At 40.7% G+C, this 24,231-nt stretch carries 20 protein-coding genes; all 20 read right to left on the reverse strand.

Features of this window, described 5'->3' with window-relative positions; all coding sequences use genetic code 11:
* Window positions 1-170: 170 nt before the first annotated feature.
* Window positions 171-905 (reverse strand): hypothetical protein, encoded by a 735-nt coding sequence (locus tag N0M98_RS06975; protein ID WP_259617380.1) that lies wholly within the window; start codon window positions 903-905, stop codon window positions 171-173.
* A 15-nt stretch (window positions 906-920) separates the two neighbouring features.
* Entirely contained in the window at window positions 921-2,150 is a 1,230-nt protein-coding gene (locus tag N0M98_RS06980; RefSeq protein ID WP_259617381.1) for an ABC transporter permease, read from the reverse strand.
* On the reverse strand, window positions 2,147-2,836 hold the full coding sequence (locus N0M98_RS06985; RefSeq protein ID WP_259617382.1) for an ABC transporter ATP-binding protein: 690 nt from the start codon (window positions 2,834-2,836) through the stop codon (window positions 2,147-2,149). Before N0M98_RS06985 ends, N0M98_RS06980 begins: the two co-directional genes overlap by 4 nt.
* Window positions 2,837-3,090: 254 nt before the next feature.
* Window positions 3,091-4,314, reverse strand: coding sequence for a nucleotide sugar dehydrogenase (locus tag N0M98_RS06990; protein ID WP_259617383.1), 1,224 nt, complete (start codon window positions 4,312-4,314; stop codon window positions 3,091-3,093).
* A 190-nt stretch (window positions 4,315-4,504) separates the two neighbouring features.
* Window positions 4,505-5,791: an oligosaccharide flippase family protein gene (locus N0M98_RS06995; RefSeq protein ID WP_259617384.1), complete on the reverse strand. Its 1,287-nt coding sequence runs from the start codon at window positions 5,789-5,791 to the stop codon at window positions 4,505-4,507.
* Window positions 5,792-5,911: 120 nt separating this feature from the next.
* On the reverse strand, window positions 5,912-7,624 hold the full coding sequence (locus N0M98_RS07000) for an asparagine synthase-related protein (protein ID WP_259617385.1): 1,713 nt from the start codon (window positions 7,622-7,624) through the stop codon (window positions 5,912-5,914).
* 93 nt (window positions 7,625-7,717) lie between these two features.
* Window positions 7,718-8,902 carry a glycosyltransferase gene (locus tag N0M98_RS07005; protein WP_259617386.1) on the reverse strand — a complete coding sequence of 395 codons (1,185 nt, stop codon included), beginning with the start codon at window positions 8,900-8,902 and terminating at the stop codon, window positions 7,718-7,720.
* An 81-nt stretch (window positions 8,903-8,983) separates the two neighbouring features.
* Entirely contained in the window at window positions 8,984-10,327 is a 1,344-nt protein-coding gene (locus tag N0M98_RS07010) for a hypothetical protein (RefSeq protein WP_259617387.1), read from the reverse strand.
* A gap of 8 nt (window positions 10,328-10,335) precedes the next feature.
* Window positions 10,336-11,409, reverse strand: coding sequence for a glycosyltransferase family 4 protein (locus N0M98_RS07015; RefSeq protein WP_259617388.1), 1,074 nt, complete (start codon window positions 11,407-11,409; stop codon window positions 10,336-10,338).
* A gap of 94 nt (window positions 11,410-11,503) precedes the next feature.
* Entirely contained in the window at window positions 11,504-12,715 is a 1,212-nt protein-coding gene (locus tag N0M98_RS07020; protein WP_259617389.1) for a glycosyltransferase family protein, read from the reverse strand.
* Window positions 12,712-13,974, reverse strand: a complete 1,263-nt coding sequence (locus N0M98_RS07025) for a glycosyltransferase family 4 protein (protein ID WP_259617390.1) — start codon at window positions 13,972-13,974, stop codon at window positions 12,712-12,714. The genes N0M98_RS07020 and N0M98_RS07025 overlap by 4 nt, the downstream gene beginning before the upstream one ends.
* A gap of 17 nt (window positions 13,975-13,991) precedes the next feature.
* Window positions 13,992-15,182 carry a DegT/DnrJ/EryC1/StrS family aminotransferase gene (locus tag N0M98_RS07030; protein WP_259617391.1) on the reverse strand — a complete coding sequence of 397 codons (1,191 nt, stop codon included), beginning with the start codon at window positions 15,180-15,182 and terminating at the stop codon, window positions 13,992-13,994.
* 21 nt (window positions 15,183-15,203) lie between these two features.
* Window positions 15,204-15,968 (reverse strand): GNAT family N-acetyltransferase, encoded by a 765-nt coding sequence (locus N0M98_RS07035; protein WP_259617392.1) that lies wholly within the window; start codon window positions 15,966-15,968, stop codon window positions 15,204-15,206.
* Window positions 15,955-16,581: a sugar transferase gene (locus N0M98_RS07040; protein WP_375295453.1), complete on the reverse strand. Its 627-nt coding sequence runs from the start codon at window positions 16,579-16,581 to the stop codon at window positions 15,955-15,957. Before N0M98_RS07040 ends, N0M98_RS07035 begins: the two co-directional genes overlap by 14 nt.
* Before the next feature lie 57 nt (window positions 16,582-16,638).
* Window positions 16,639-17,523 carry a UTP--glucose-1-phosphate uridylyltransferase GalU gene (gene galU, locus N0M98_RS07045; protein ID WP_259617394.1) on the reverse strand — a complete coding sequence of 295 codons (885 nt, stop codon included), beginning with the start codon at window positions 17,521-17,523 and terminating at the stop codon, window positions 16,639-16,641.
* 28 nt (window positions 17,524-17,551) lie between these two features.
* The gene (locus N0M98_RS07050; protein WP_259617395.1) at window positions 17,552-18,211 is read right to left on the reverse strand and encodes a hypothetical protein; all 660 of its coding nucleotides are present in this window, start codon (window positions 18,209-18,211) and stop codon (window positions 17,552-17,554) included.
* A gap of 35 nt (window positions 18,212-18,246) precedes the next feature.
* Window positions 18,247-20,067, reverse strand: coding sequence for a polysaccharide biosynthesis protein (locus N0M98_RS07055; protein ID WP_259617396.1), 1,821 nt, complete (start codon window positions 20,065-20,067; stop codon window positions 18,247-18,249).
* Window positions 20,068-20,093: 26 nt separating this feature from the next.
* Window positions 20,094-20,783, reverse strand: a complete 690-nt coding sequence (locus N0M98_RS07060) for a CpsD/CapB family tyrosine-protein kinase (RefSeq protein ID WP_259617397.1) — start codon at window positions 20,781-20,783, stop codon at window positions 20,094-20,096.
* Window positions 20,764-21,522, reverse strand: a complete 759-nt coding sequence (locus N0M98_RS07065; RefSeq protein WP_249860120.1) for a YveK family protein — start codon at window positions 21,520-21,522, stop codon at window positions 20,764-20,766. The genes N0M98_RS07060 and N0M98_RS07065 overlap by 20 nt, the downstream gene beginning before the upstream one ends.
* A 131-nt stretch (window positions 21,523-21,653) precedes the next feature.
* A complete protein-coding gene (locus N0M98_RS07070; RefSeq protein ID WP_259617398.1) occupies window positions 21,654-24,128 on the reverse strand; it encodes an S-layer homology domain-containing protein in 2,475 nt (824 codons plus the stop codon).
* Window positions 24,129-24,231: the final 103 nt, after the last annotated feature.

Here is a 24,231-nt window from a genome sequence, read left to right on the forward strand (position 1 = left end):
ACCCGAGGAGCGATCGACATGCTGATGGACAGCTTCCTGATTTCGTCGATCATGGTCCTGCTCATGGGTCTAAGCTATTGGAAAGACAAGCAGTACGAGAAACGCGGCTTGCGTTAACGCGAGATACCCTAGGGTATCTCTTTTTTTCGTCTTCTTTTTCAATTTCTGATTCAGCGCTTTTCTACACTGCCCTTCAGTTTATCCGCGAGCTGCTTCTCCGCCTTGCTCACCTCGGCATAATAGGCCGAGCGCAGTTCACTTACACTTTCCGTGGACAGTTGAAGCGTCGTGAGCTCGTCTTTGAGCTGCTGCAGCACCTGGTTGACCTGTGCCTGCGCTTCCTCTTCCATGGCGGCCGCTTGCTGAGCGAACCGATTATACACCTCCGTTCGGGATAGACCGTTCTGGCTCGCCGCGATTACCTGATCGAACAAGCCGTTCAGCTTGTCCAGATCAGCGGCCTTTAGCCTCTCCAGCTGAGCTTCATATTTCTGAACAGTTTCCTTCTGCTGCGCGGCGGCAGAAGCTTGATCAGCCGCGGCCTCATCTCCGGGATCGACCGGCTGCGGCTGCGTCGTACCGGACGAACCGCCGTTTGCCGGAGGCTGCGCCGTTTCGGCTTTCGCCGCATGATCCGAGTCGTCGGCCGACTTAGGCTTCTCCGACTCCTCTATAGAAGAAGCAGGAGGCGATGCCGGCTGCGATTCCTCTTCTTGTCGGCCGGAAGCAGGTTCCTTGACCGTCTTCTCCTTGTCCTCCGTGCTCGGCTGTCCGGTCGCTTGGGGTACGGTTGTCTCCGGCGATGCCTTCGGCGGCTCTTGCGTAACGGCGGATGGAGAGGACTCGCATCCGGCCAGCAGCAGAATGGTCATGAGCGCCGCGGCAGCGATCCCTTCCTTCTTCATCGGCAATCTCCTCCATTATTCATAGCGCAGAGCGTCAATAGGCTTAATACGCAGCGCCTTGGCGGCCGGCAGGATACCAAACAGCAGGCCTAGCACAGCCGCAAAGGCCAGACACCCGAGCACGATCTCGACCGGAAACTGCGATGACAGAACCGGAAACATCCGATGCAGCAGCAGAAGCAGCCCGTAAGCCCCAGCGAGTCCGATCGCGCAGCCCAGCACGCAAATATACATCGCTTCCACCAGAAACTGCAGCAAAATATCCCACCACTTCGCGCCGACCGCCTTGCGGATGCCGATCTCCCGGGTTCGCTCCTTCACCGTCAGCAGCATAACATTCATAATCCCGAGCCCCCCGACGAGAAACGAAATGCCCGTAATCCCCACGGCAATAGCCGTCACCAGATCGGTGATCGTATCGATGACGTGAAGCGCGCCTTCCGGCGCCATCAGGCCGAAATCCTGCACGCCGCCGTGATTTTTGGCGATCACTTTCGCGATATTTTGCCGGACGGCCTCCAAGCCTTCGGGAGACTGCGCTTTGAAGAATAGCATCGAAGCATTCTGCAAATTGGCGGTGTCCGCTACCATCTGGTAGCCGATGTACGCCCGTTCGTCAAAGTTAAAACCGATCAGCTGCTTTTCCTTAAATACGCCGATCACCGTAAACGCGATGCCCTTGATCGTCACGGTCTGACCCAGCGGACTCTCGTCTGCGAAGAGAAGCTGCTTCACGGATTGCCCAAGCACAATAACCGGCGTCCCGTCCTTCGCCTCCTGCTCCGTAAAGAACCGCCCCTCCTCCAGCTCCATCGAGAACATATCCGCATAATCCGGCGTCGTCCCGGTGTACATCGTCTCGGCGTTCTTCTTCGCCGTTCTCACCGACGTAATCGTCTCGATTTGCGGCGCCGCGCCGACCACCTCCGGAATCTGCTGCCTTACGTCCTCCGAATCTTTATAGGTCAGCGTACTGGCTACCGACGTATACGACATCAGACTGGACAGACTGGTCTGAGCGATGTTTTTCCCGCTGTTCAGCAGCTTCCCCGGCACCACCGCAATCTGCTGCATGCCGACGCTCTGCACTTGCCCGACCAAGCTCGCCTTGAAGTTAAACAGGACGGAGAGCAGGAAGACGACCAACAGCGTGCTAATAGCGATCCCGAGCACCGCCAGCCACGTTCGCACCGGGTAGCTCCACAGACCTCGAAGCGATACGACAAATACCCTCAGCAGCCTCATTGTCCCGCTCCCACCTCCACTCGCTCCGCCGCCCATTCGCCGTTCCTTAAGACCAGCACCCGTCCGGCCCTCTGCGCCACTTCCGGATCATGCGTAACGAGGACGATCGTCTTCCCGCTATCATGGAGCGATTGGAAGATGTGCAGAATGTCTTCCTTCGAATGCACATCCAAATTCCCGCTCGGCTCATCCGCCAGCAGCAGATCCGGGTCGTTAATGATAGCCCGGGCTATCGCGACCTTCTGCTTCTGCCCGCCCGACAGGTTCATCGTGCGTTCCTTCGCCTTATGGCTCATCCCTACCTGTTCCAGCGCTCTACGGATTCGCTCTTCCCTCTCCTTGCGACTCTTGGTCGTATACAGCAAAGGCAGCTCCACATTGTCCCGGACGCTGAGCCGCGGAATCAGCATATACGACTGAAACACGAACCCAAGCCTCCGGTTTCGAAAGTCCGCCAGTTTCCCGCCGCGAAGCCTGCCGACGTTCACGCCCTCGAACAAGTACTCCCCGGAGGTCGGCGTATCCAGCGAACCTAATATGTTCATCAACGTCGATTTCCCGGAGCCCGAAGGCCCCATGATCGATATGTAGTCGCCTTTTTCGACCGTGAGGCTGATGTTTTGCAGAATAGGAACCTTCACGCCTGCTTCGGTTAGTTGTTTTATGATGTTGTTAAGTTGGATCATAGGATCAGGACCTTTTTGAGGATTGTACTTTATAATGTAGGATAGTCATGCATCACTTTGCTCTTCTCCTCAAAGGAATAAAAGAACAAAGAATCAACTAACAGACCCGCAGTTAAATAAACAATTAGTTGCATCTAATCTATGGACATGATACAAAAACTTTGAAAACTAACTTTATCAAACATTAATTTTTTTCAATAAGCTAAAATCAGTTGATTTAAGAAACCAGTTAGGTAGTTTCAGCGACTGCTAATCTATAACTTATAGGTACCGTGGACGCTTAATGTATTTCTTGTATCGAATATAATTTTATTCTTTAACTTATGAGAATTTTCTTTGATATGAGAATGTGCCACTAGTACCACAATCAAATCTATTTCACTTAAAAAATCATCAAAATCAAAATACTGGTTCTCAACTATCGTATATTGAATAAAAGGATCATATGACTTAATACCAAAAGCTAAATGCTCATCCATCTTCTCAAGAAGTTGAAGGGTTGGACTTTCGCGTGTATCTTCCACATCTTCCTTATATGTAAGACCATAAAGGCCGATTCGAGAAATATCTTTTATACCGTTTGCTTTCATTATCTCACGTATTCTTCTTAAAACGTATTCTGGCATTTCGTCATTAATATTTCTTGCAGTTAATATAATATTCACTAAATCAGGATAATCACCGACTAAAAACCAAGGATCAACAGAAATACAATGTCCACCAACCCCTGGACCCGGTTGGAGTATATTAACGCGAGGATGCTTATTGGCTATTTTAATAATTTCGTATACATCCATGTGATCTCGATTGCAAATTTTCGCAAGTTCATTTGCAAAAGCTATGTTAATATCACGATAAGTATTTTCAACAACTTTCGTCATTTCTGCTGTTTTGATATCAGTAACAACAATTTCTGCTTTACAAAAGCTTGAATATATTTTTTTTAGACATTCTCCAATTGTTTGATCATCTGAACCAATTGTTCGAGAATTGTGTGTTAATTCAAACACCATATTACCTGGTAAGATTCGTTCTGGAGCATGAGCAAGATGTATATCCTTTCCGATTTCAAATCCAGACTCCCTAATTACCGGACGGATATACCGATCAATAGTACCAGGCGAGACTGTAGACTCTATCACAATTATAGCCCCAGGAGGAGCAACTTTAAGAACTGATTGAACAGCAGAAATAACATGCTTCGGATCTATCTGTTTACTTTTTTTAATATAAGGAGTGGGTACAGCAATTATATAAATCTCCGAGGGTTCATATTCATTGGTAAAACTGATCTGATGTTCTAATGCTTGCTGAAATAGCTCTTCAAGTCCTTTTTCATCAAAAGTTAGTTTACCTAAGTTTAATCTAATTATAAGGTCATTATTAGAGTCTGTACCTACAATTCTCATTCCGTTCGAGGCAAACATGAGCGCTGTTGGAAGTCCAATATAACCAAGTCCTATAACATTTATTTTCATGCAAATCCCCTTCTGAAATGCCAATAATTTGATAAATTTTGTCGTTGTGTTACTTCTATTACATGCTTAATTATTCCAAACTCGGCCTTACAAAGAATTATGATATTTATTTATTGATATTTAATAAAAATCGCTTTAAACTCTTTCCGTTTACTCAGCGATAGACTTTTAAATTACTTAAAGCACCTAATTATCGAACCCCCAAATTTGGGCGCTTAAAATAAAAGAACAAGTAACCATTTGCAATAATTGATGAGAGTATAAACACACTAACTGTAGCCACTGCAGCACCAAGACTTGAGAAATGAGGTATCAAAATAATGTTTAAAATAACGTTGGTTACGCCACTAATTAAGGTCAGAACAAAGTTGATTCTTATTTTTTTTATACTCGCTAGCACATTTCCTGCAGGAATTCTAAATGTTCCAGCAATAAAATATCCTATGGATAAAATTCTAAAAGCTGTTACTGAATCTGAATAATCGCTTCCAAACATAATTTGAATAATTTGCGGTGCAAATACAATAAGAATCAGGGATATAACGCCATTCAATAGAATAAGATATTTTTGGATTCTATAAACATAATATTTTAAACTATCTTTCTCAGAAGACATTTTGGCGAAATAAGGATATGCATATATCATAATTGACATCGGGATGAAGTTTAATCCAAAGGGTATTAAGGTAGCTGTCTTGTAAGACGCAACTATTAATTGATCTTTAATTATTAACCCAATCATAAAAGTATCAAGCAAATATACCACCGATGATATAGAATTGTTAAATGCAGATACTATAGAGTATTTCAAAAACTCCCTTCTTTGGGACAACTCAAGTTGTCCTACCTCTATAATCTTTTTGCATTCTTTACCCAAATAAACAATGCCCAAGATTATACAAATTATATAAGCGAAATATCTACCTAACACCAATCCATCTAGTGCTAACAACTCCCCACCTATCACAGCCCCTATAAATAAGACAATACTATTAAGTGTACTTAATCTAGAAAACTTTTGATTTTTAAATGAAGCTCTAAAGTAAATTTGTAAAATATCAAACGTTAGGGAAAATAACGGTACGAGACATAAATATCTTAGTATTTGAGTACTTCCTTTAACTGGTAAATCAAACCAAATGGTGTAAATTAAAATTGATAAACATACTATAAAATTGAAAAAAAGGCCAATTTTTAAGCCATATTTAAAAAAGGCTTGTCGTTCTTCCTCATTATTTGCCGAACTAGAATATTGGAGTATGCCAGAAACAACCCCGAGCCCTTGTAGTAAAAGAAAAAAGCTTAATATATTTAAAGCATACTGCCAGCTTCCAAAGTCATCTTTAGATAATATTCTTATTAAAACCACTGAAGTCGCGAACTGGAGAACCACGTTTAAAATTTGTGATGAGAAAATATGCAAAAAACCTGTCCTTAAAAGAAAATTGATGTTCATTTTTTTAATATTTCGTACCATTTATTTGCTCCATTCACCGGCTGCAGAATAGCAAAATGACGAGTCCTTAACCATTCGATGTTAATAAAGGAATCCGTATTAAAACCCAATCCCGATCTATCTTAATCCTTCGTATATTGTCTATCGTTTGAAGTAAAGCTTAAGTGCTGATAAAACAGTCAAAACTTGTGATTTCTCAAATGCACTTCCACAGTTGTATAGAAAACGCATGTCCTTTCTTAACATATCAGTTATCTCATATTCATCAATTTCTTTTTCAAAATATTCATCCATGAATTTTTTTATTTCTATGTTGTTATGATACCAAAAATCATAGGGATTCATTGTATTAGCTTTTGCCTTAACTTTAATCCCCATCATCCTTTTTAGCTTATCTGGCCCACGAGATACTAACCTACGCAGAAATATTTCAAAATCATTTGCATTTACCCTCAATCCCGTCTTTTCCCAAACAAACTGACAAGCTGCGGGATATTTTTTTTTCAACCAATATTTATATAGCTTATGGTTTAATCTATATTTTAGTGGTATACTCATACAAAATTCCAAAAAGTCTATGTCTAGGAAAGGAGATGTTGTTTCAAAATAATTTTTTCTAATTAAATGCGAGTTCAATATACCTCTAAACCCTCGTACATTCATTGCAAACATCTCTTCGCTGTCATATTGTTCTAGAAAACTCACGTCAAGCCTATCTATTAATTTAGTTGACTCAGCAAAATTAAATTTATGTGGCCTTGCATCAATAGTTGTTTTTAAATAAGAGCTTACAATGACATCCCCGAGTTGCCCAGTATGACATATTCCTATATTATTAAAATTCAAAATTTTATAAGCTGCATTACTCTTGGTAACATTGAAATACCCGTTCAGACCAAAATTCATCCTAATATTTTCATCTATATCATATATAATGTTAGGATCATCCAGAGATTTAAAAAACCAATTTTTTTGTAATTTTAAAGCTATCTTTTCAGCTATTCTCGCATCTAAATATCCTGATTTAGAGTATGTTATAGCTAATATGTTATTAAAACCTAACTCATGAGCAACCCACAAATTCATTCTAGAATCCAACCCACCGCTTAATTCCACTAGATGCTGATAATTATACTCTCTATCCTTTAAGTATTCTAGCCTGACAGCATCCACATACATTTCATCTAACTTATCAACTAAATCATCCATTGCAAGATCTTGCAAGTTATACTTATTAGTTGTTAGTTCAAAATATATTTTTTTTCGAAAATGATATGGTGATATCTTTATATATGAGCCAGCATCAATTCTTTTTATCTCATTAATGACAGTTCGATCATCAATCACAAAAGAGTAAGTTAAAAGGGAATAAATAGCTTGCTCATCTACATTGTAATTTACATTTTCCTTATTAAGTGTTTCAACAATATAATTTACTTCGCTTCCTACAATAAAATTACCACCTTCATAGTAATAAAAAACTTGATTATCGCCTATTTGGTTTGTGAAGATGATCCATTCATCAGTAGTTTTATTATGGAAAGCCCCGGAAAAACTCCCTTTAAAATCCTTGAAAAAATCTTCACCTTTGTTTTCAAACATACTAATGATTGAATTAAAAAAATTACCGCTACTGTAATTTGATATTATTTCAGATTTGTTTAAAATTACACCTTCAATAATAACAATATATTTATCATTTTCGCAAAACACCTTGTCATCTAAAAACTTATTTAACGTATTTCTTTTGATAATATATTTTGAATTCTTTATCTCATTTTTAATGCAGGTATTATTATAATAATTATCTACTTTATTACTATAGAAATGTGTGCTTATGTAAAATCCCGGCATTTAAATAATCCTCCTCCCTCTAAAACATTTTCTCTAGAATTAAACTGTTATTGGGTTTTGGTTTATCCATTTAACTCAATAGCAAAACATAAACTATTCACTTAATAGACCCATAAATTGTTTAAATGCTACTTCATTATCGACTCCCTTTTTCTCAATATTGGCCCTCAACTCCCTTAAAACGAAATCATTTATAATAATTCCCCTGACTGCATTATATACACCATTTGTACTATTTTCAGTTATAATACCGTTATATCCATTTTTCACTATCTCACATGCAGAGTCGTAGTTTGTTGAAACGACTGGTGTACAAATTGTTAGGGCTTCAAGCAACACCATGCTGTAAGCTTCATATTCAGAAGTTTGAATCAAAGCATCCGCGTTTTTAATATAAGGATATGGATTACTTTTACTCCCTACAAAATCCACAATTTCAGAAACACCTTTTTTCCCAGCTTCTTCTTTCAACCATGATAAATCAGGACCATCCCCCACGATATACCATTTGAAGTTGCTAATACCATCATTCTTTAATCTTACACAAGTATTAACTATTCTATCTATACGCTTTTGTTGATTATTAATTCTCGCCACAGTAACAAACTTAAGCCCTTCAAACTCATAGGGATTTTTAAACATCGATTTCAACCTTATCTCATTAACATTGAACATGTTATAAACTACTTTTGACTTTAGTTTATATTCAGGTACGATTTCATCAAATTTTTCTTTACAGGAGTTGGATACATTTACAACAAAATCAAAATGTCTATAAGTCTTCTTGCATATTTTCTTATTAAACCCAAGTTGGTATGGGTCATTATGGATCCATGCAATTTTATGTTTAGCCTCAACCTTCTTTAGAACAAAATCATTGCTTCCACCTGCAAATCCATTTTTCCAAATATCATTTGAAAATGATATAGCTACATCATATCCTCTTATCCTTCTAGATAGTTTAAGAATTAACATTAAAGTCATTCGTATTCCTAAAATGCTTTTTATTACAAATAAAATTATTTTCAAAAAAACACCCATTAATCCCCCTTTTTTACACAAATCACTAAAAGGAGTGAAGAATGTATTCACTAAAAAATATGGTTCTTTCAAATTTACCCCTTTAATATTCTCCATATCCTTCATTGCATTCTCATCAACTTTAAGTAAAAACAAATCGATTTCAACACCAGAGTTTTCCATGTTTCTAAGCAAATTTAAGCATGCACTTCTGATCCCGCCAACGTTCAAATGGGAGTTTACGATTAATATTTTCATCTTAACCTTATGAATCCTTTCGGGCTTATAACGAGCCGATTAATTTGATATTGGTAATTTACTACATAAAAGATCAGTAATCTAAAAGAATTTTAATACTATGTACAATAACCCCATTAAAACAGTCATAGTTAAAGAAACAAATAACACACGTGATTTCGTTGTCTGTTTAGATGAAATGAATTCATCAACAATAAGAGCTACCATAAAGGGATAGTATAATAAAACATGTCTAAATGTAAACGTTGTGATTACAACACCTAAAAAATTCACAACAAAAGATAGTGCTAACCAATCCATTCTTGCTAGCCTTTTTAATAAAAAAGGAATGAAAATTATCTGCAGTACAGCCCCACAATAAACAAATAATAATACGATATCTAGCAAAAGCATATTTGGAACTTTAAATAAACCTAAAAAATTCGGAAACGGATTAATCAGTCCATATAAGCTCCTCAATATAATTCCAAACGGAAATAAGGGCTGCTTGAAAATGTAGCTGCTAAGTCCGTCTGTGCTGCTTAGTAAATGTTCTGAATATACATTATAAAAATATTCAAATTTAATACTATCGGAAAAATTGATTAACATTAAAAATGAAGCTGTTACAAAAATTATTAATACTTTTAGGATCCGATTAAATTTGTTCAGAAATAATAAAGAAGTACCTGCAGCAGCAAACACTAATGAATTTGTTCTAGTGTAAAAAGTAATATACATTGCTAGAAATACAATTATAAAATAAAACAGTTTTTTTAAAATATTCTTGACTAGTATAATTCGATCAAACAAAAGTATTATTAGGAAAATTTGGAACAGATTGAATGTGTCCCGAAAAACGTCAGAATTTAAATATTGAATATTTGGAGTGATTAAGAATATTAGTATACTTATATAAAGTCTTTTCCCAGAAAAACCAGCATGTTTTTTTAAGAGATATTCGAATATCATTGAAATCCAGATCAGAAAATAAACATTCATAATTCTTGGAAGAAAGGTACTATATCCATCAAATAATTCCCCAAATTTGATTAGTAAGCCAATGTACACACTAAAAAAAGGCGCATTATCATATTGATCTAGTACATTCCCCAACAATTGAGAAGGATTATATATATTGGAATTCACAATAAGAAATCCTTTTCTTTCAAAAGCCAGGCCATCAGAACCACCATTAAAATACGGGCTTCCATAGGCTAATAAATTAGCAGAATAAATAATATATATATATATTAGTGAAATCACAATTCCTATTGAATATAACCTTGCTGTTTTAGAATCTTTTTTTAGGATTAACGGCAAAGTTATCGTTAGAAGTATTGACTGTAAAAAAAACACAGCAAATGAGAATGACAATATTGAGGACAATATTAAACATGAAAGTAATGCTATTATAATAAAAAGTTGGTTTTTTTTATGATACATATTTACCTTTACTTTTCCAAATAAATTTTTTCATAGCTGTCTACCATTTTTTCTATTGTGAAATTTCTTAAATATTTTTCTCTAGCAGATTGAGAAAGTTGTTGTCTTAATTTTATATTAAATAAAGTTTTAATTGCCTCCACAAATTGTGAGTCTGTTTCAAGAATAAAACCATCATTATTATCGACGATTTCCCACATAACAGGAATATCGCTTACAATCACAGGCTTCCCCATCATAAGGGATTCAACAACCACTAAACCAAAACCTTCACTTTTTGATGTGAAGATAAACGCATCTGATTGCCTGATATAATCAAATACCGAATCTCTCGGAATGTTACCCTCAAATGACACAATTTCGTTTAGCCCATTTCTTCTCGAAAATTCGATTAGATCACTTAACTCCGCACCTTCGCCAACAATTTTACAGTTTACTTTTAAATCCTTTTCTTTTAACAATTTTAATATTTCGAGTATTTTTATAACATTCTTACGCTTATTTAGTACTGAAATAGTCAATAGATTCAAAGAGTTATGATTAACAATAGTACTATTTAACTGATATCTGTCTTCAATACCATTATAAATAACTTTAATTTTTGCTTTTTTATGCCCTTTTATAGCAGATCCCACGTATTTTGATATTGGAATTAAGACATCATATGCTCTTAAGGCAGTCTTAAAAATAATTGTCATAATCCTACCTGCTATCTTGCCATATTCAAAGGTGTAGTCTTCGATTGGGTTATTATGGATTGTAACAATTTTTTTATAACCATTTATAAAAAAGCCACATAAAACAGTGGGCCAAAAAGTATGCGCATGGATAACATCAGGGTTTATATTTTGGATTACTTTCTTTAGTTTATTAATATCCTTTGGAAGCGGTATACTCCTCATATCCAATTCTGTAACATTCAAAAATTGCTTATTATACACGTTTAATAAGTCTTCAGTATTTTTTCGTAGCGACAAAAAAACATATTGTATTTCCTCACATCTCGAATATTGTGGTATACTTTTTGCAACAATATTGGGTCCCTTTTCGTGCAAACTTGGAATTAGAATCAAAACCTTCATATAATGATCACCATTTTATCATCTTATTTCCACATATCTACTAGGCACACTTCTGGCCTAATTTATTTTTCACAAATTCTAATGCAACTTACAATCACAGATTATCTCTATATTTTTCAAATACATCCAATAAGTGTTTTGCAACTTCTTCTTTCGAGTATTCACTTAGAACTCTCTGATTATTTTGTTCCACTTGTTCGACTACTACATCAAGATTAATTAAGTCTTTATTGTTTTCAAATAAAATACATCTATTGCTCTGTTCTATAAATTTTGAAACGGGATTATCGAGTGATTCCATTAGTGCTAGGATAGTTCTATCTGTCCCAAAATAGTCATATAATTTCCCAGGTATTTGATGACTTTCCTTCATATTCCCCATATATATTAAAACATCAGAATTATATGTAACTTCTACCACTTTGTTATACTCTATATATCCACAATAGTTGATATTGCTATACTTCCTACAGGCTTCCAAAACTTCGTGACTATAAGTACCATAAATATTTAAACTTATTTTTTTATTTTTTTTATTATTATATTTATCAATTACCTCAATTAGCGGCATTATATTCCTACCGTAATAAACCGTTCCGATATAAGAGAATGTGTATCCTTCGTCTGGTTTAGGAGCGCACTTGCCTCTAATTTCAACTAAATATGATCTTTTTAGGTAATGCATTTTGCTAGAGTATTTGTAATACTTTTTCTTCATAGCTTCCAAGGTTGGAAGGGAAATATACAAAATTTCATCTCCCTCTCTTAATAGCCACTTTTCAAAGATATAAGCAAATACCTTCCTAACCCCAGTAGTTCCTTTTTCATCTACCCACGGGTCCCCCCAGATTTGGAACCACTTAGCTCGGTGTTCATTTTTCACGATTTTGTTTGCAACAAAATGGGAAGTTTTCGTGTCAGATGAAGAAACAACCAAATCATAACTTTTATAATCAATACTACGGTTATAATTTGTGATCCATTCTTTATCTATATCGGGGAAATAGTATATATATTTAACAAGACTTTTAATAATTGATAAAAGCCTTCTTCCATGTCCTCGCCCGTCTTGCCCCGGTTTAATCTTTGAAAAATACAGATCAATCACTTTAATTGAATCATAATATATATTAACACTTTCATTTATATTACTTTTCAAATCGTGATCAATCATATAATCAGGCCAGCATTGCGTTAACACATCGACTTTGACTCCATTCTCTACTAACCCATTTACTAATGATACATTTCTAATACTGGCAGAACCTTTTTTATCAAACGACGAGGTCACATACAGTATTTTCATGTAGTCCCTACCTCTTTGGTTTCATTTAGAACTTTCTTAATAACTTCGACTAGTTTATTACTCTGTACTTTTTTATCAAAGCTCTTAGCTAGCTTATATGAGTTATTTTTCATCTGTTCCAACACATTCTTTTCAACAGTTTTTAGTATTGCTGCAGTAAGGCTCTCAAATTGACCTGGTGTATACATTGCTCCGACCATATACTTATCAATATATTCTTGAATTTCCCCATTCAAAGAATTAATAATTGCAAGACCAGCTGCAGTGTAATCATAAAACTTATCAGGCATATCGACATTCGACATTTCCGAGTAAGCAGCCAATCCTATATCACACAGATTGTATATAGGAATTAATTGCTCTGGCAATAGTTTCCCTACATAATACAAGTTATTAACCCTCAATGAATTTTCTTTTACAACTTCCTCTAATGGGCCACTTCCTGCAATAACAAACTTAAATATTTGCTTATATTCTTCATCTTTATCCAGTTTATTCGCGCATTCTAAAATAGCCTGAATATCGTAAGATGGACCTAGCGTCCCAGCAAAAATGCACCAAACCTCATTTGGACTCTTAGTTTTTGGTAATCCTACTACATCTACCTCGTTTAACATTTTACTTCTAAACCCCTCTACATCTATCCCATTGTATATCAAAGCATGAGGCTTAGATTGTAACGATGCCGATATCTCAAAAGTTTTTTTTAGGTAATTTTTTCCCAACGCTACTACACCATCAAGTTTATTATAATTCCTTCTTCTACTAGAGTATATGGGATAAAAAAGGGCATGCAAGAAATTACCAAGCTTCTTACCCACTGCATTTTCAATAAATTCCGGCCATAAATCCATTTGATCGTAAATAATTGGTACATTGTTTTTTTTAGCAAATGAAAATGACGGATAGCTCATTGTTAGTGGTGTATCAGCACTAATAATGATGTCCGGTTTATTGTGCTTACAAAAACCCTGATACGCATTATATGCAAATACTATATCTTTTATAAACCTACCGAAACTCATGTTTTTTTTATAGCTAGTTGTCGGGACTAATCTTATCGTGTAATTGTTGTTTACTTGGATATCCTTCCATCCCGTTGATCTAAATTTCTTAAAATGGTGGGCAAAATTTGATGTCCACCATACAACCTTGTAGCCATTTTCGGAGAGGTATTTTCCAAATTGATTAAAGCTATAATCTCTCCAATTTTCACCTTCTATAGGTCCATAAGGATTAACCAGCCAAATAGATTTCAAAATTGCACCTCTTTAAACTATATAACTTTCATTAAAGCAGATCTCGTAACTATATCTTTCACCGCATCAATGACATATTGCACATCTGAATTTGTCATTGTCGGATATAATGGCAGTGAAACGATGTTTTCAAACCATTTCTCTGCAATTGGAAAGTCCCCTAGTTTATATCCATACCGATCTCTGTAAGCACTCATTAAATGTAAAGGAATAAAATGGACGCTTGTTCCAACATTTCTATTAGCTAATTCTGTAATGAACTGATCTCTGCTAATATTAACGTGTTCTCCGTTAATTTTAACAATATATAAATGCCAACTATGATTTGTTGTGTATTCGGATATTTTAGGAATTTCGATTCCGTCTAAGCATTTAAAAGCTTCATTATATATTTCAGCAATCTCTTCTCGTCTTTCTTGCATTTCGCTTAGACGCTCCAGTTGCTTCAAACCTAAGGCTGCTTGTAAGTCAAACATATTATACTTATATCCGGGCTCCTGTATATCATACATCCAAGAGCCCCCCTTGGCGTAACGATTCCATGCATTTCTACTCATACCATGTGTTATTAGGACCCTTGCCTTGTTAGCTATTTCCTCATTATCCGTAACTAACATGCCACCTTCTCCCGTTGCAAGGTTTTTAGTTGCATAAAAACTGTATGATACCGTCCCTTTAGGACAATCACCTATCATACGTCCTTTATACTCGGTGTACAAACCGTGAGCTGCATCCTCGGAAACAAATAAATTGTTCTTCTCAGATATTTCGTATATAGTATCAAGATCACAAGCTTGCCCAGCGTAATGAACCGGTACAATTGCTTTTGTAAGCGGGGTTATGTTCTTTGTAATTTCATCTGGGTCAATGCAGCCTGTTTCTGGGTCTACATCAACAAACACTGGTTTGGCACCAGTATGAATTATTGTATTGGCGGAAGCAGCAAAAGTCATAGGAGTGGTAATAACCTCATCCCCAGGCCCAACCCCTGCTGCAAGCAAAGAAATATGAAGGGCTGCCGTAGCAGAGTTCATACCTATTGCATATTTTGAGCCAACATACTCTGCAAACCGTTTCTCAAATTCTATCGTCTTCGGTCCTTTTGCCAACCAACCTGATTTCAAAGTATTTATAACTTCATTAATCTCGGAACTGGTAATATCAGGAAGGCAATAAGACAAAAATTCTTTTCTTTTATCTAGGTTCATAATTTCATCTCCATAAAAGAGTTATTTCTTCGGCCAGTAATGGTAAACCGTACTAGATTTACTATATTTAAACCCACACGAAGTATAGAAACCTGCAGCCAACATATTATCAGATTGAGTACCTACTTTTATCATCCTTATTCCATTATCAAAAACATACGACTCAAAACAGGATATTAATGTTTTTCCGATATGTTGTCCTTTATATTCACTATTAACTGCTATTAGTTCTACCGTAGCACTTAGGTCTTCAAAACGCATTGAGAATAAAATAAAACCCACAGTTTTTTCGTTTACTTTTATAATAGTAAAAAACCTTTTAGGGTTATCAAAAGCACTAGCGGCCCAATGTACATAGATATTTTTCGATTTATCGCTAGGCAAGTATGGATCATTAAAAAAACGCGAGTATTCAAAGGTATTACGGGCGATTTCCAACAATTCTTCATCTCTGTGGTAACCTTGGTATACTTTTGCGATATCGCTTACGCATACTGGTTTTTCCTTTAGAGCTTTTGTAAACTGAATATTAACATCAGTAAGAAAAGCATTAGTTTCTCGCCCTAACCAAATATTATTCGAGCTGTTATTTCCATTATTTAATATCGTAACGAAATCAAATGGTTTCAAATGCTCAATAATATCTTCTCGCTCGCCTTCAATCACGCAATCTTTTAACACTACCTTGGCTGATCTAACACCAAAGTAGTTAGTATCCCAATCTAATTCATTGATCTCGAAATTCTTACCAAATAACTCATTAACGAAACCCCTATTGTTTTCCATTTATACCTCTTTCGCTTTCGCTACCGCTTATGTAAACTCCCTTTCGCATAAAGATACCAATAATAGTTGCTAAAATGATTTTAATATCCAGGACAACTGAAATGTTATCTATATAATAAACATCATTTTTTATTCTCTGCTTCCATTCAGCAGAATTTCTATAGTAAGCTTGGTTATACCCAGTAATTCCAGGAAGCACTTCTAATTTCCTCACCTCATCATCCACGTAATAGTTAACATGCTCTGGCAAGTCTGGTCTAGGACCTATAAAGCTCATATCCCCTACCAGAACATTAAATAACTGCGGCAATTCATCAAGACTGGTCTTTCTAACAATTTTACCTATACTAGTTAACCTTGGGTCATCATCAGCATTAAAAGTAGAGCCATCTGCATTTCGTAAATCCGGGGCATTAACACGCATTGAACGTAATTTATACATTTTGAAGATACGTCCATCTCTCCCCAATCTTTTACCACAATAAAATACCGGGCCACCGTCTTCTATTTTTATAAGAAGTGCACATATACCAATAACGGGAAGCAGGAATGGCATCATTACTAAAGACGCTGTAATATCTGCTATTCTCTTTAGATACTTTTTATACAACACTATTCCCTCCCCCTTTTAAAGCCATAAGCCAGATTGGACACTTAGATCTAATAACTATTAATATTTTTTAATAACTTCCTTATCAAGTACTTCATGAAGATATTCAATTAGTTCTCGATGTAAATCAGTCCTATCTAAAGCAAACTCAATCGTCGTCTTAATAAATCCAAGCTTCTCACCGACATCATACCGTATGCCTTCGAAGTTATAGGCGAAGACGGCTTCCATGCGATTCAGTTCAGCAATGGCATCCGTGAGTTGGATCTCTCCACCTGCACCCGGGGTCTGGTTTTCCAAAATCTCAAAGATCCGAGGATTTAAAATGTACCGCCCCATAATGGCCAGGTTCGAAGGGGCGTCCTCTTGCTTCGGCTTCTCCACCAGGTTATTCACTCGGTAGACGCGGTCTTCCAACGAGAAACCGTCTACAATGCCATATCGGGAAACTTCCGTTGCCTCGACCGGCTGGATGCCGATAATTGAAGAGTTATACTTGTTGTACTGCTCGATCATTTGTCTCAAGCAAGGCTTCTCCGCCTTGACGATATCGTCGCCGAGAAGTACAGCGAACGGTTCATTGCCGATGAACTTCCGAGCGCACCATACGGCATGTCCTAATCCTCTAGCTTCCTTCTGCCGTATATAATGAATATCGACCATTTTGGACGATTTCTGAACTTCATTCAGCAGCTCCAGCTTGCCCTTCTCCAACAGGTTCTGCTCCAGCTCGAAGGAGTTATCGAAGTGGTCTTCGATCGCACGCTTGCCCTTGCCCGTCACGATAATAATATCTTCAATTCCCGATTCGACCGCTTCTTCTACAATATATTGAATCGTCGGTTTGTCGACGATCGGCAGCATTTCCTTGGGCATCGCTTTGGTCGCAGGCAGAAACCTCGTCCCTAACCCCGCCGCTGGAATAATCGCTTTTCTTACTTTCATCTCTCTATATCCCCCTTGTTCATTCCGTTCACTCTTTCTTCGATTCCTTATAGCTCTTCCCTTGACTTAACCCGTACTTGGCCGCGATAGAGATCAGTTGATCATACTCTTCTTCCGTTAGTTTCTGCAGAATAATCTTCTTCGCTTCCTTCTTCTCTTCGACGGAAATGCCGTTGCTGGCCATCTTCACGAATAGCTGCAGCTCGTCCGTGCTAAGTTTTCTGATCAATACGGATAAAATCTGCGCTTTTTCCTTGGCTGTAATGGATTGTTCCACAGTTTTTGCCTTATCCGAGGAAACCTCGGGGCTATATTTCATCCCTTCGGTCGAATCCGTTTCCTGTCCGCTCTTTTCGGAACTGCCGCTCTTGGTTTCCTGCTTACCCTGCGCAGAACCTCCGGGCTTGACTGACTCTTCAAGCTGAACGGGCCCGTCCCCGGGGTCTGTTGGAACAGATTTGGAGGATGAGCCTGCAGTCGGGTTATTCGTTTGTTGGGCTTGTTCAGTGGCTGGGGCCTTGGATTCCTGTTCAGGTGCAGAGCTGCCTGCCGCAGCTTCCAGCATGGTTGCCGTTTCCGAAGAAATCATGCTTTGCAGAAAATAGCTAATGATGTAATTCGAGGCCGCATATCCGCCGATACCGAGAGTGACAACAAGAAAAAGTATGATATAGGTCGCTTTTTTCATGAGGCTCACCCACCTTGTCCATTGGTCTCGGAAGTTTAAGATACATTAAGGAATGTAGGGACAATATGCTTCAGTTCATCTTCAATCTGGCTGCGGTCCTCCAGCAGGACACGCTCCAGCGCTTTGATCTCCATCTCCAGCTCGGACTTATTGATGATGGTCGGCTTACCGACGAAGATCCGGTCGTGCTTGGTCGAGGCGAGGCCCTCCTCGCTTGTAAGCAGTTCTTCGTAGAGCTTCTCGCCGGGGCGAATCCCCGTGAACTCGATGTTAATCTCATCATACGGGATGAATCCGGACAAACGGATCAGGTCCTCCGCCAGTTGAACGATCCGAACCGGCTCACCCATGTCCAGAATGAAGATCTCGCCGCCTTGGGCGAAGGCTCCGGCTTGAATAACGAGCTGCACAGCCTCTGGAATCGTCATAAAGTAACGGATCATATCCTTGTGCGTTACTGTCACCGGGCCGCCTCTTGCGATCTGCTCCTTGAAGTACGGGATGACGCTGCCGCGACTTCCGAGCACATTGCCGAACCGGACCGCTACGAACTTCGTCTTGCTCGTCTTATCCAGCGACTGAATGACCATCTCGGCGATTCGCTTGGTCGTCCCCATAATGCTCGTCGGGTTCACCGCTTTATCCGATGAAATAAGAACGAATCGCTCACAGCTGTAGCGATCCGCCGCTTCAGCCACGTTCTTCGTGCCGAATACATTATTTTTTACCGCTTCCGCAGGATTGCGCTCCATAAGCGGCACATGCTTATGGGCCGCCGCATGGAATACGACTTCAGGCCGATACTTGGCGAACACTTCGTTGATCCGCTCCCGGTCCTGAATATCTGCGATAATCGTCTCTATATGAAGATCCGGAAAACTCCGTCTCATTTCCATCTCGATTAAGTAAATACTGTTCTCTCCATGTCCGAGCAGCAGCAGCTGCTTAGGATGGAACGGCGCAATCTGCCGGCACAGCTCGGAACCGATGGAACCGCCCGCCCCTGTGACCAGGATCGTCTTGCGCTCTACGTAATTGGCGATTCCGTCCAGATCGACGCTGATCGGATCGCGGCCCAGCAGATCCTCCACTTCGACATCGCGAATTTCCTTAACGGTGACCGATCCGTCGATGAGGGAATTGATCTTGGGAATGATTTTCATCTTGGCTTTGGTTTGCTTGCAAATTTCGATAATTTTGGTCGTTTCCTGGCGATTCAGCGAAGGAATCGCAATGATGATTTCGTCGATGTTCATTTGCTCGGCGACTTCCGCTATGTTCTCCCTCGTGCCTACTACCGGGAGATTATAAATCCGCTGGTTTTGCTTGTTCGCATCATCGTCGATGAATGCGACCGGATACAGCACGGCATCCGAGGTATTGATCATCTCTTTGGCAATCAGCACACCGCAATCGCCGGCGCCGATGATGAGCGCCTTCTTATGATGGTTGACCGGCTTCGCGATCCGGTCTCGGACGACGCGCCATGTAAAGCGCGAGCCTCCTATGAACAAAAGCATCGTTTCGTAATTGCGCAATAAGATGGAATAAGGCACTCTATGCAAGGTGAACGCATAGAGGAGGACGTAGGATACGAAGACACCGACGGTTACCGCCTTGAATATGGTCACCATCTCGCCTACGCTGGCGTATTGCCACACCCGGTTATACAGCTTAAAGAATCGCATGGACAGAATACAGATAACGGAGGAAACAGCCAAATATAACAAGGCTTGCTGCCAGGAAGAGGGGGGTATCCGCCCGTCGAAACGAATATAGTATGAAGAGAGAATACTCATCCATATGATAAGTATGTCTATGATAATCATCAGCGATATTCGCTTGTCCTGGCCCATGTTCATCCCCCGTTATCCGTTCTTCGTTATTCTTTGTTGCCGTAATAGTAGTAATAATACGATTCCGAGCTCTTGCGATTCATATTATTCAGTACAACGCCCAAGATTCTCGCCTTCACATAATCCAGGTTCGCCTTGGCCTTCATCGCAATCTCCCGCTTCACTTTACCGGAGTCGATGACAAGGATAACCCCGTCGCTCTTGGACGCTACAATCTGGGCATCGGTTACCGCCAGAGCCGGCGGCGTATCGATCAGGATCATATCGTATTGTTCTTTTAGCTCTTCGATCAATACTCCCATCCGTTTCGAAGCGAGCATCTCCGAAGGATTCGGCGGAATCGGCCCGGAGGTGATAACCGACAAATTCGGAATTTTCGTCTCCCGTATTACGTCCGAGATCATACCCCGGGAGGACAGCGCGTTCGTCAACCCGACCCGATTGCTCAAGTTAAACGTATGATGCATCGTCGGCTTGCGAAGATCCGCATCGATAAGGACAACATGCATATCCGATTGAGCGTAGGCTACGGCAAGATTCGTGATCGTCGTCGATTTCCCTTCGCCCGGCCCGGCCGAGGTGACCATAATCGTCCGGATTTCCTCATCGATCGCCGAGAATTGAATGTTCGTTCTCAGTGACCGGTAAGCTTCCGAGATCGGCGATTTCGGATTATCGTGCGTAATGATAGGTCTGCTATTGGTTGACGGTAACACGAGTCGTCTCACCTGCCTGTCGCTGCTGGGATGTTGAAGATTTATGGTTGATCAGATCGTCGGCTTCGATACGGGCGATCATCGCCAGCGTCGGCAGCTCGAGGAATTCCTTGACATCTTCTTCCGTCTTGATGGAATCATCCAAATAGTCGAGCAGGAAGGCGAGCCCTACCGCCGCCATCAAGGATACGACAAAGCTGATCGCAATGTTGAGCTTGGGATTCGGCTTCACCGGCACCGGCTTCTCGCTCACTTGCGCTTCATTCAAGAGGGATACGTTATCCACCTTCATAATGGACGGAATCTCCCTCTGGAACACTTTGGACACCGCATTGACGATGTTGGCCGCTTTCTCGTAGGAATGATCCTGGACGACTACCGTCATCACCTGCGTGTTGTTAACCGAGCTAACCTTGATCTTCTTGATCAGCTCTTCCGCCGTCAACTGAAACTCAGGGTAATCTTGTACTACTTTATCCATAATGCGAGGCGTCTTGATAACTTCCTTGTAAGTATCAATCAGCCGGATATTCAAGTTGATCGAGTTAATGTCGACCTGATCCAGACCGAGCCGTTCGTTCGACTTGTTCACGATCAGCTTGGTCGACGCCTCATAGACAGGCTGTATGAAAAAATAACTGGCCGCACCGGTCACTACGGTGCAAACCAATACGATTGCAATGATTATCCAGATCCTCTTCTTGATGATCTTAATATAATCCTTCAGATCCAGTTCCATTATTGACCTCCATTCGTCGGAAAACAGCGTGCAGCTATCTTGTCTTGTCAAATCGGCTTACGGGCACCAAGTAGGAAAAAGAAACTGTAAACCTCCCCGCAAAGAAGAGGAGGTTTACATCGGTTCCCTGCTTATTTATTCAACAGACGATAAATGACCACAGCTGCTTGCGCGCGAGTAGAGTCAGCGTTCGGATTGAATTTATTGTTGTCTTCACCGACAATAATTCCTTCTCCTACGGACAGAGCTACACCGGCTTTCAAAGATTCGTGAATCGAATCGGCGTCAGTGAAGGCTTTCAGCGCAGCGTCCACATCGGAAGCCGCTTTCGCTCCATTCACGGATTGCAAGGCTCTTGCCGCGATCGTCGCCATTTCGGCACGGGTAATTTGACCGTTCGGATCGAACTTGCCTTCTTCTCTTCCGTTCACCAGACCGCTCTTCACGGCTGCCGCAACATACGGTTTGAACCAATCGTTGTCGTTCACATCGCTAAAGTTTTCAGTTGCGGACGCATCCTCAAGACCGAAAGTTTTGACGATCATTTTCGCAAATTCGGCGCGAGTTACCGTACCGTTAGGCACAAACTCGTTATCGCCGCGTCCTTCCAGAATGCCTTTAGCGGCAGCGACTTCAATTTGGCGTCCGGCCCAAGCTTTTACCGAAGCCGTGTCATTGAAGACGACGTTGTTTTCAACTACCGTATAGGTCGAGAAGGATTTTCTTTTGCCGTTGAATTGTCTGTCCTTAGCGTTATATTTACCGCCGTAGAACTCCAATTTGCCGTCGACGATCTTAGCGAGCACCAGCTTCTCCGTATCGAACTTGGAAGGGTCTGCAACCGCCAGACGAACCTCGACAGGACTGGAGAAATTCGTCACTGCAGCGCCGTTCGAACTAAATTCGAATTCGAACACTCCAGATGCTACCGGAAGCTGGGTTACACTGGTCGCTGCGTCGGCATCTTTCTTGCCGATGGTCAGCGTCGTATCCGCGCTGAACGTTCTAGGATCAAGCGCAAACGTAACGCCTTTAATGCTTACGGCGATTTTATCGATGCCATTATCTTTAGCTGCGGCAAGCAGTTCTTTGGCCAAAGGAATCTCAAGCGTCTTCACGGTAATATCGCCCAGATTCAAGGTAAGCTCCAGCTTGGAAGGCGCAGCATCAGGATCGATCTCTTTCAAGGCATCGAACAGCTTCTGGCTCTCGGCAGCGATTTCTTGAATTTGTTGAACCAGAGCGGCTGTGTCCAGCTTCGCCACGCCTTTATCGCCGTTTGCGGCAATCGACGAGGACAAATCGATTTGCGTGATTTGAGCAATCGTCTCGGCAACGGCCGCTCTTGCTTGCTCTATGAGTTGCTGGCGCTTCTCTTCAGATGCGTTCTTCAGCTGATCCTTGATACTGCTTAAAGTGCTTTGCGCGTTATTGGAGGCTTGATTCACAGGGCTGGTTACGATACCGCCGCCACCTCCACCGCCGCCGCCTTTATTGTTATTGTTCTTAACCGGATTGTAGGCAGAAGTAACCGTTTGTCTTACCAATACTTTATTGTCCAGCAGCGTTCCCGGAGCCACGATTTTGCCTTCCAGCGTCGTTGTTACCGATCCCGTTCCAGTCTGCGTCGTCTTGATTTTGCCGCTGTCTTCTACATACGCAACCGCGATGTTTGCGTTAGAAGAGGTCCAGACCAAAATGTTCGGCAACGTTTTGCCCAAAATCGTGAATTGGTAATTTTGCGTTTGCGAGTTTTCGATATAATCGCTTGTTCTCGCGAACGTCGTATTCGCTTCGGAACGCAGCAGCGCCAGCGCAATGGTCGTAGCCGCTTCGCGTTTCGGATCGACTGCAGCGACGATTTTATTCGTAACGGCTGCCACATCGTCCACCGTAATACCTATATTACTGAGCACAGTGCTGAATTTAAGCGCTTTGTTGTTCATAACACTGTCTACGGCTGCTTTGATAATATCTTTCATCGCTTGTACGTCGGTAGCCAGCTTCGCCAAATTGTCGAAATCCTTATCGGCCAATTGAGCCTTCAGAGCCGCTTCGACAGCAATCGCGAAGTCCGCCGCATCTTGAACCGACAGGTCGTCCTTGCTGCTGCCGCCCAGTTTAGCCAGCTGCTTGATCACCGGACGCAGTTCCTTGCTAACCAGAGCGTCGGCAAGACTGGTGCCGTCTTCCGTATTTTCCTCTATCGCTTCAACGTTAAAGAACACGTTAAGAGCGCTGAACAGCTTCAGAATGTTCGCATCCGTCAACTGATCGAATTCGCTCGGATCTTCCACCGCGCTCAGCTTGCTGTTGATTCTCGCTGTCACTTCGCTCACAAGAGCAGTGTCTTCCGCATTGTTGCCCAAAGCGTTCAGTTTAGCGCGGGCCTGGCTGATGGAAGCCTTCTCATCGTCGGTCCACACATAGCTGTGCACTTTGTTCAATTCGTTGACAATCGTATTCAATCCCGGAGCAGCCGCTTGCGCAACCTCCGCTCCAACGCCGAGCTTCTCCAGCAATCCCTTCGTGCTGACAGGCAGTCCAGCCAGAGAACTGAATACTAAACTCGCCGCTACGGTAGATACTACCAGTTTCTTCTTCATCGTCATTCTATCATCACCTCAAGGTTAGTAATCAAATATTAACGAAATTTTAGGAAAATAGTCCTATTATCCCCAAGACCAATAAGCCTATATCATTCCTATA

This window comes from Paenibacillus doosanensis (assembly GCF_025060755.1).
Classification (GTDB): domain Bacteria; phylum Bacillota; class Bacilli; order Paenibacillales; family NBRC-103111; genus Paenibacillus_S; species Paenibacillus_S doosanensis.

What these genes read in the sequence shown, in the direction of transcription:
- N0M98_RS07035 (WP_259617392.1), bottom strand. Translation starts at nt 15,968, where the DNA reads ATGGAAAACAATAGGGGTTTCGTTAATGAGTTATTTGGTAAGAATTTC.
- N0M98_RS07030 (WP_259617391.1), bottom strand. Translation starts at nt 15,182, where the DNA reads ATGAACCTAGATAAAAGAAAAGAATTTTTGTCTTATTGCCTTCCTGAT.
- N0M98_RS07055 (WP_259617396.1), bottom strand. Translation starts at nt 20,067, where the DNA reads ATGGGCCAGGACAAGCGAATATCGCTGATGATTATCATAGACATACTT.
- N0M98_RS07070 (WP_259617398.1), bottom strand. Translation starts at nt 24,128, where the DNA reads ATGAAGAAGAAACTGGTAGTATCTACCGTAGCGGCGAGTTTAGTATTC.
- N0M98_RS07005 (WP_259617386.1), bottom strand. Translation starts at nt 8,902, where the DNA reads ATGAAAATATTAATCGTAAACTCCCATTTGAACGTTGGCGGGATCAGA.
- N0M98_RS07050 (WP_259617395.1), bottom strand. Translation starts at nt 18,211, where the DNA reads ATGAAAAAAGCGACCTATATCATACTTTTTCTTGTTGTCACTCTCGGT.
- N0M98_RS07010 (WP_259617387.1), bottom strand. Translation starts at nt 10,327, where the DNA reads ATGTATCATAAAAAAAACCAACTTTTTATTATAATAGCATTACTTTCA.
- N0M98_RS06995 (WP_259617384.1), bottom strand. Translation starts at nt 5,791, where the DNA reads ATGGTACGAAATATTAAAAAAATGAACATCAATTTTCTTTTAAGGACA.
- N0M98_RS06980 (WP_259617381.1), bottom strand. Translation starts at nt 2,150, where the DNA reads ATGAGGCTGCTGAGGGTATTTGTCGTATCGCTTCGAGGTCTGTGGAGC.
- N0M98_RS07065 (WP_249860120.1), bottom strand. Translation starts at nt 21,522, where the DNA reads ATGGAACTGGATCTGAAGGATTATATTAAGATCATCAAGAAGAGGATC.
- galU (WP_259617394.1), bottom strand. Translation starts at nt 17,523, where the DNA reads ATGAAAGTAAGAAAAGCGATTATTCCAGCGGCGGGGTTAGGGACGAGG.
- N0M98_RS07000 (WP_259617385.1), bottom strand. Translation starts at nt 7,624, where the DNA reads ATGCCGGGATTTTACATAAGCACACATTTCTATAGTAATAAAGTAGAT.
- N0M98_RS06985 (WP_259617382.1), bottom strand. Translation starts at nt 2,836, where the DNA reads ATGATCCAACTTAACAACATCATAAAACAACTAACCGAAGCAGGCGTG.
- N0M98_RS07020 (WP_259617389.1), bottom strand. Translation starts at nt 12,715, where the DNA reads ATGAAAATACTGTATGTGACCTCGTCGTTTGATAAAAAAGGTTCTGCC.
- N0M98_RS07015 (WP_259617388.1), bottom strand. Translation starts at nt 11,409, where the DNA reads ATGAAGGTTTTGATTCTAATTCCAAGTTTGCACGAAAAGGGACCCAAT.
- N0M98_RS06990 (WP_259617383.1), bottom strand. Translation starts at nt 4,314, where the DNA reads ATGAAAATAAATGTTATAGGACTTGGTTATATTGGACTTCCAACAGCG.
- N0M98_RS06975 (WP_259617380.1), bottom strand. Translation starts at nt 905, where the DNA reads ATGAAGAAGGAAGGGATCGCTGCCGCGGCGCTCATGACCATTCTGCTG.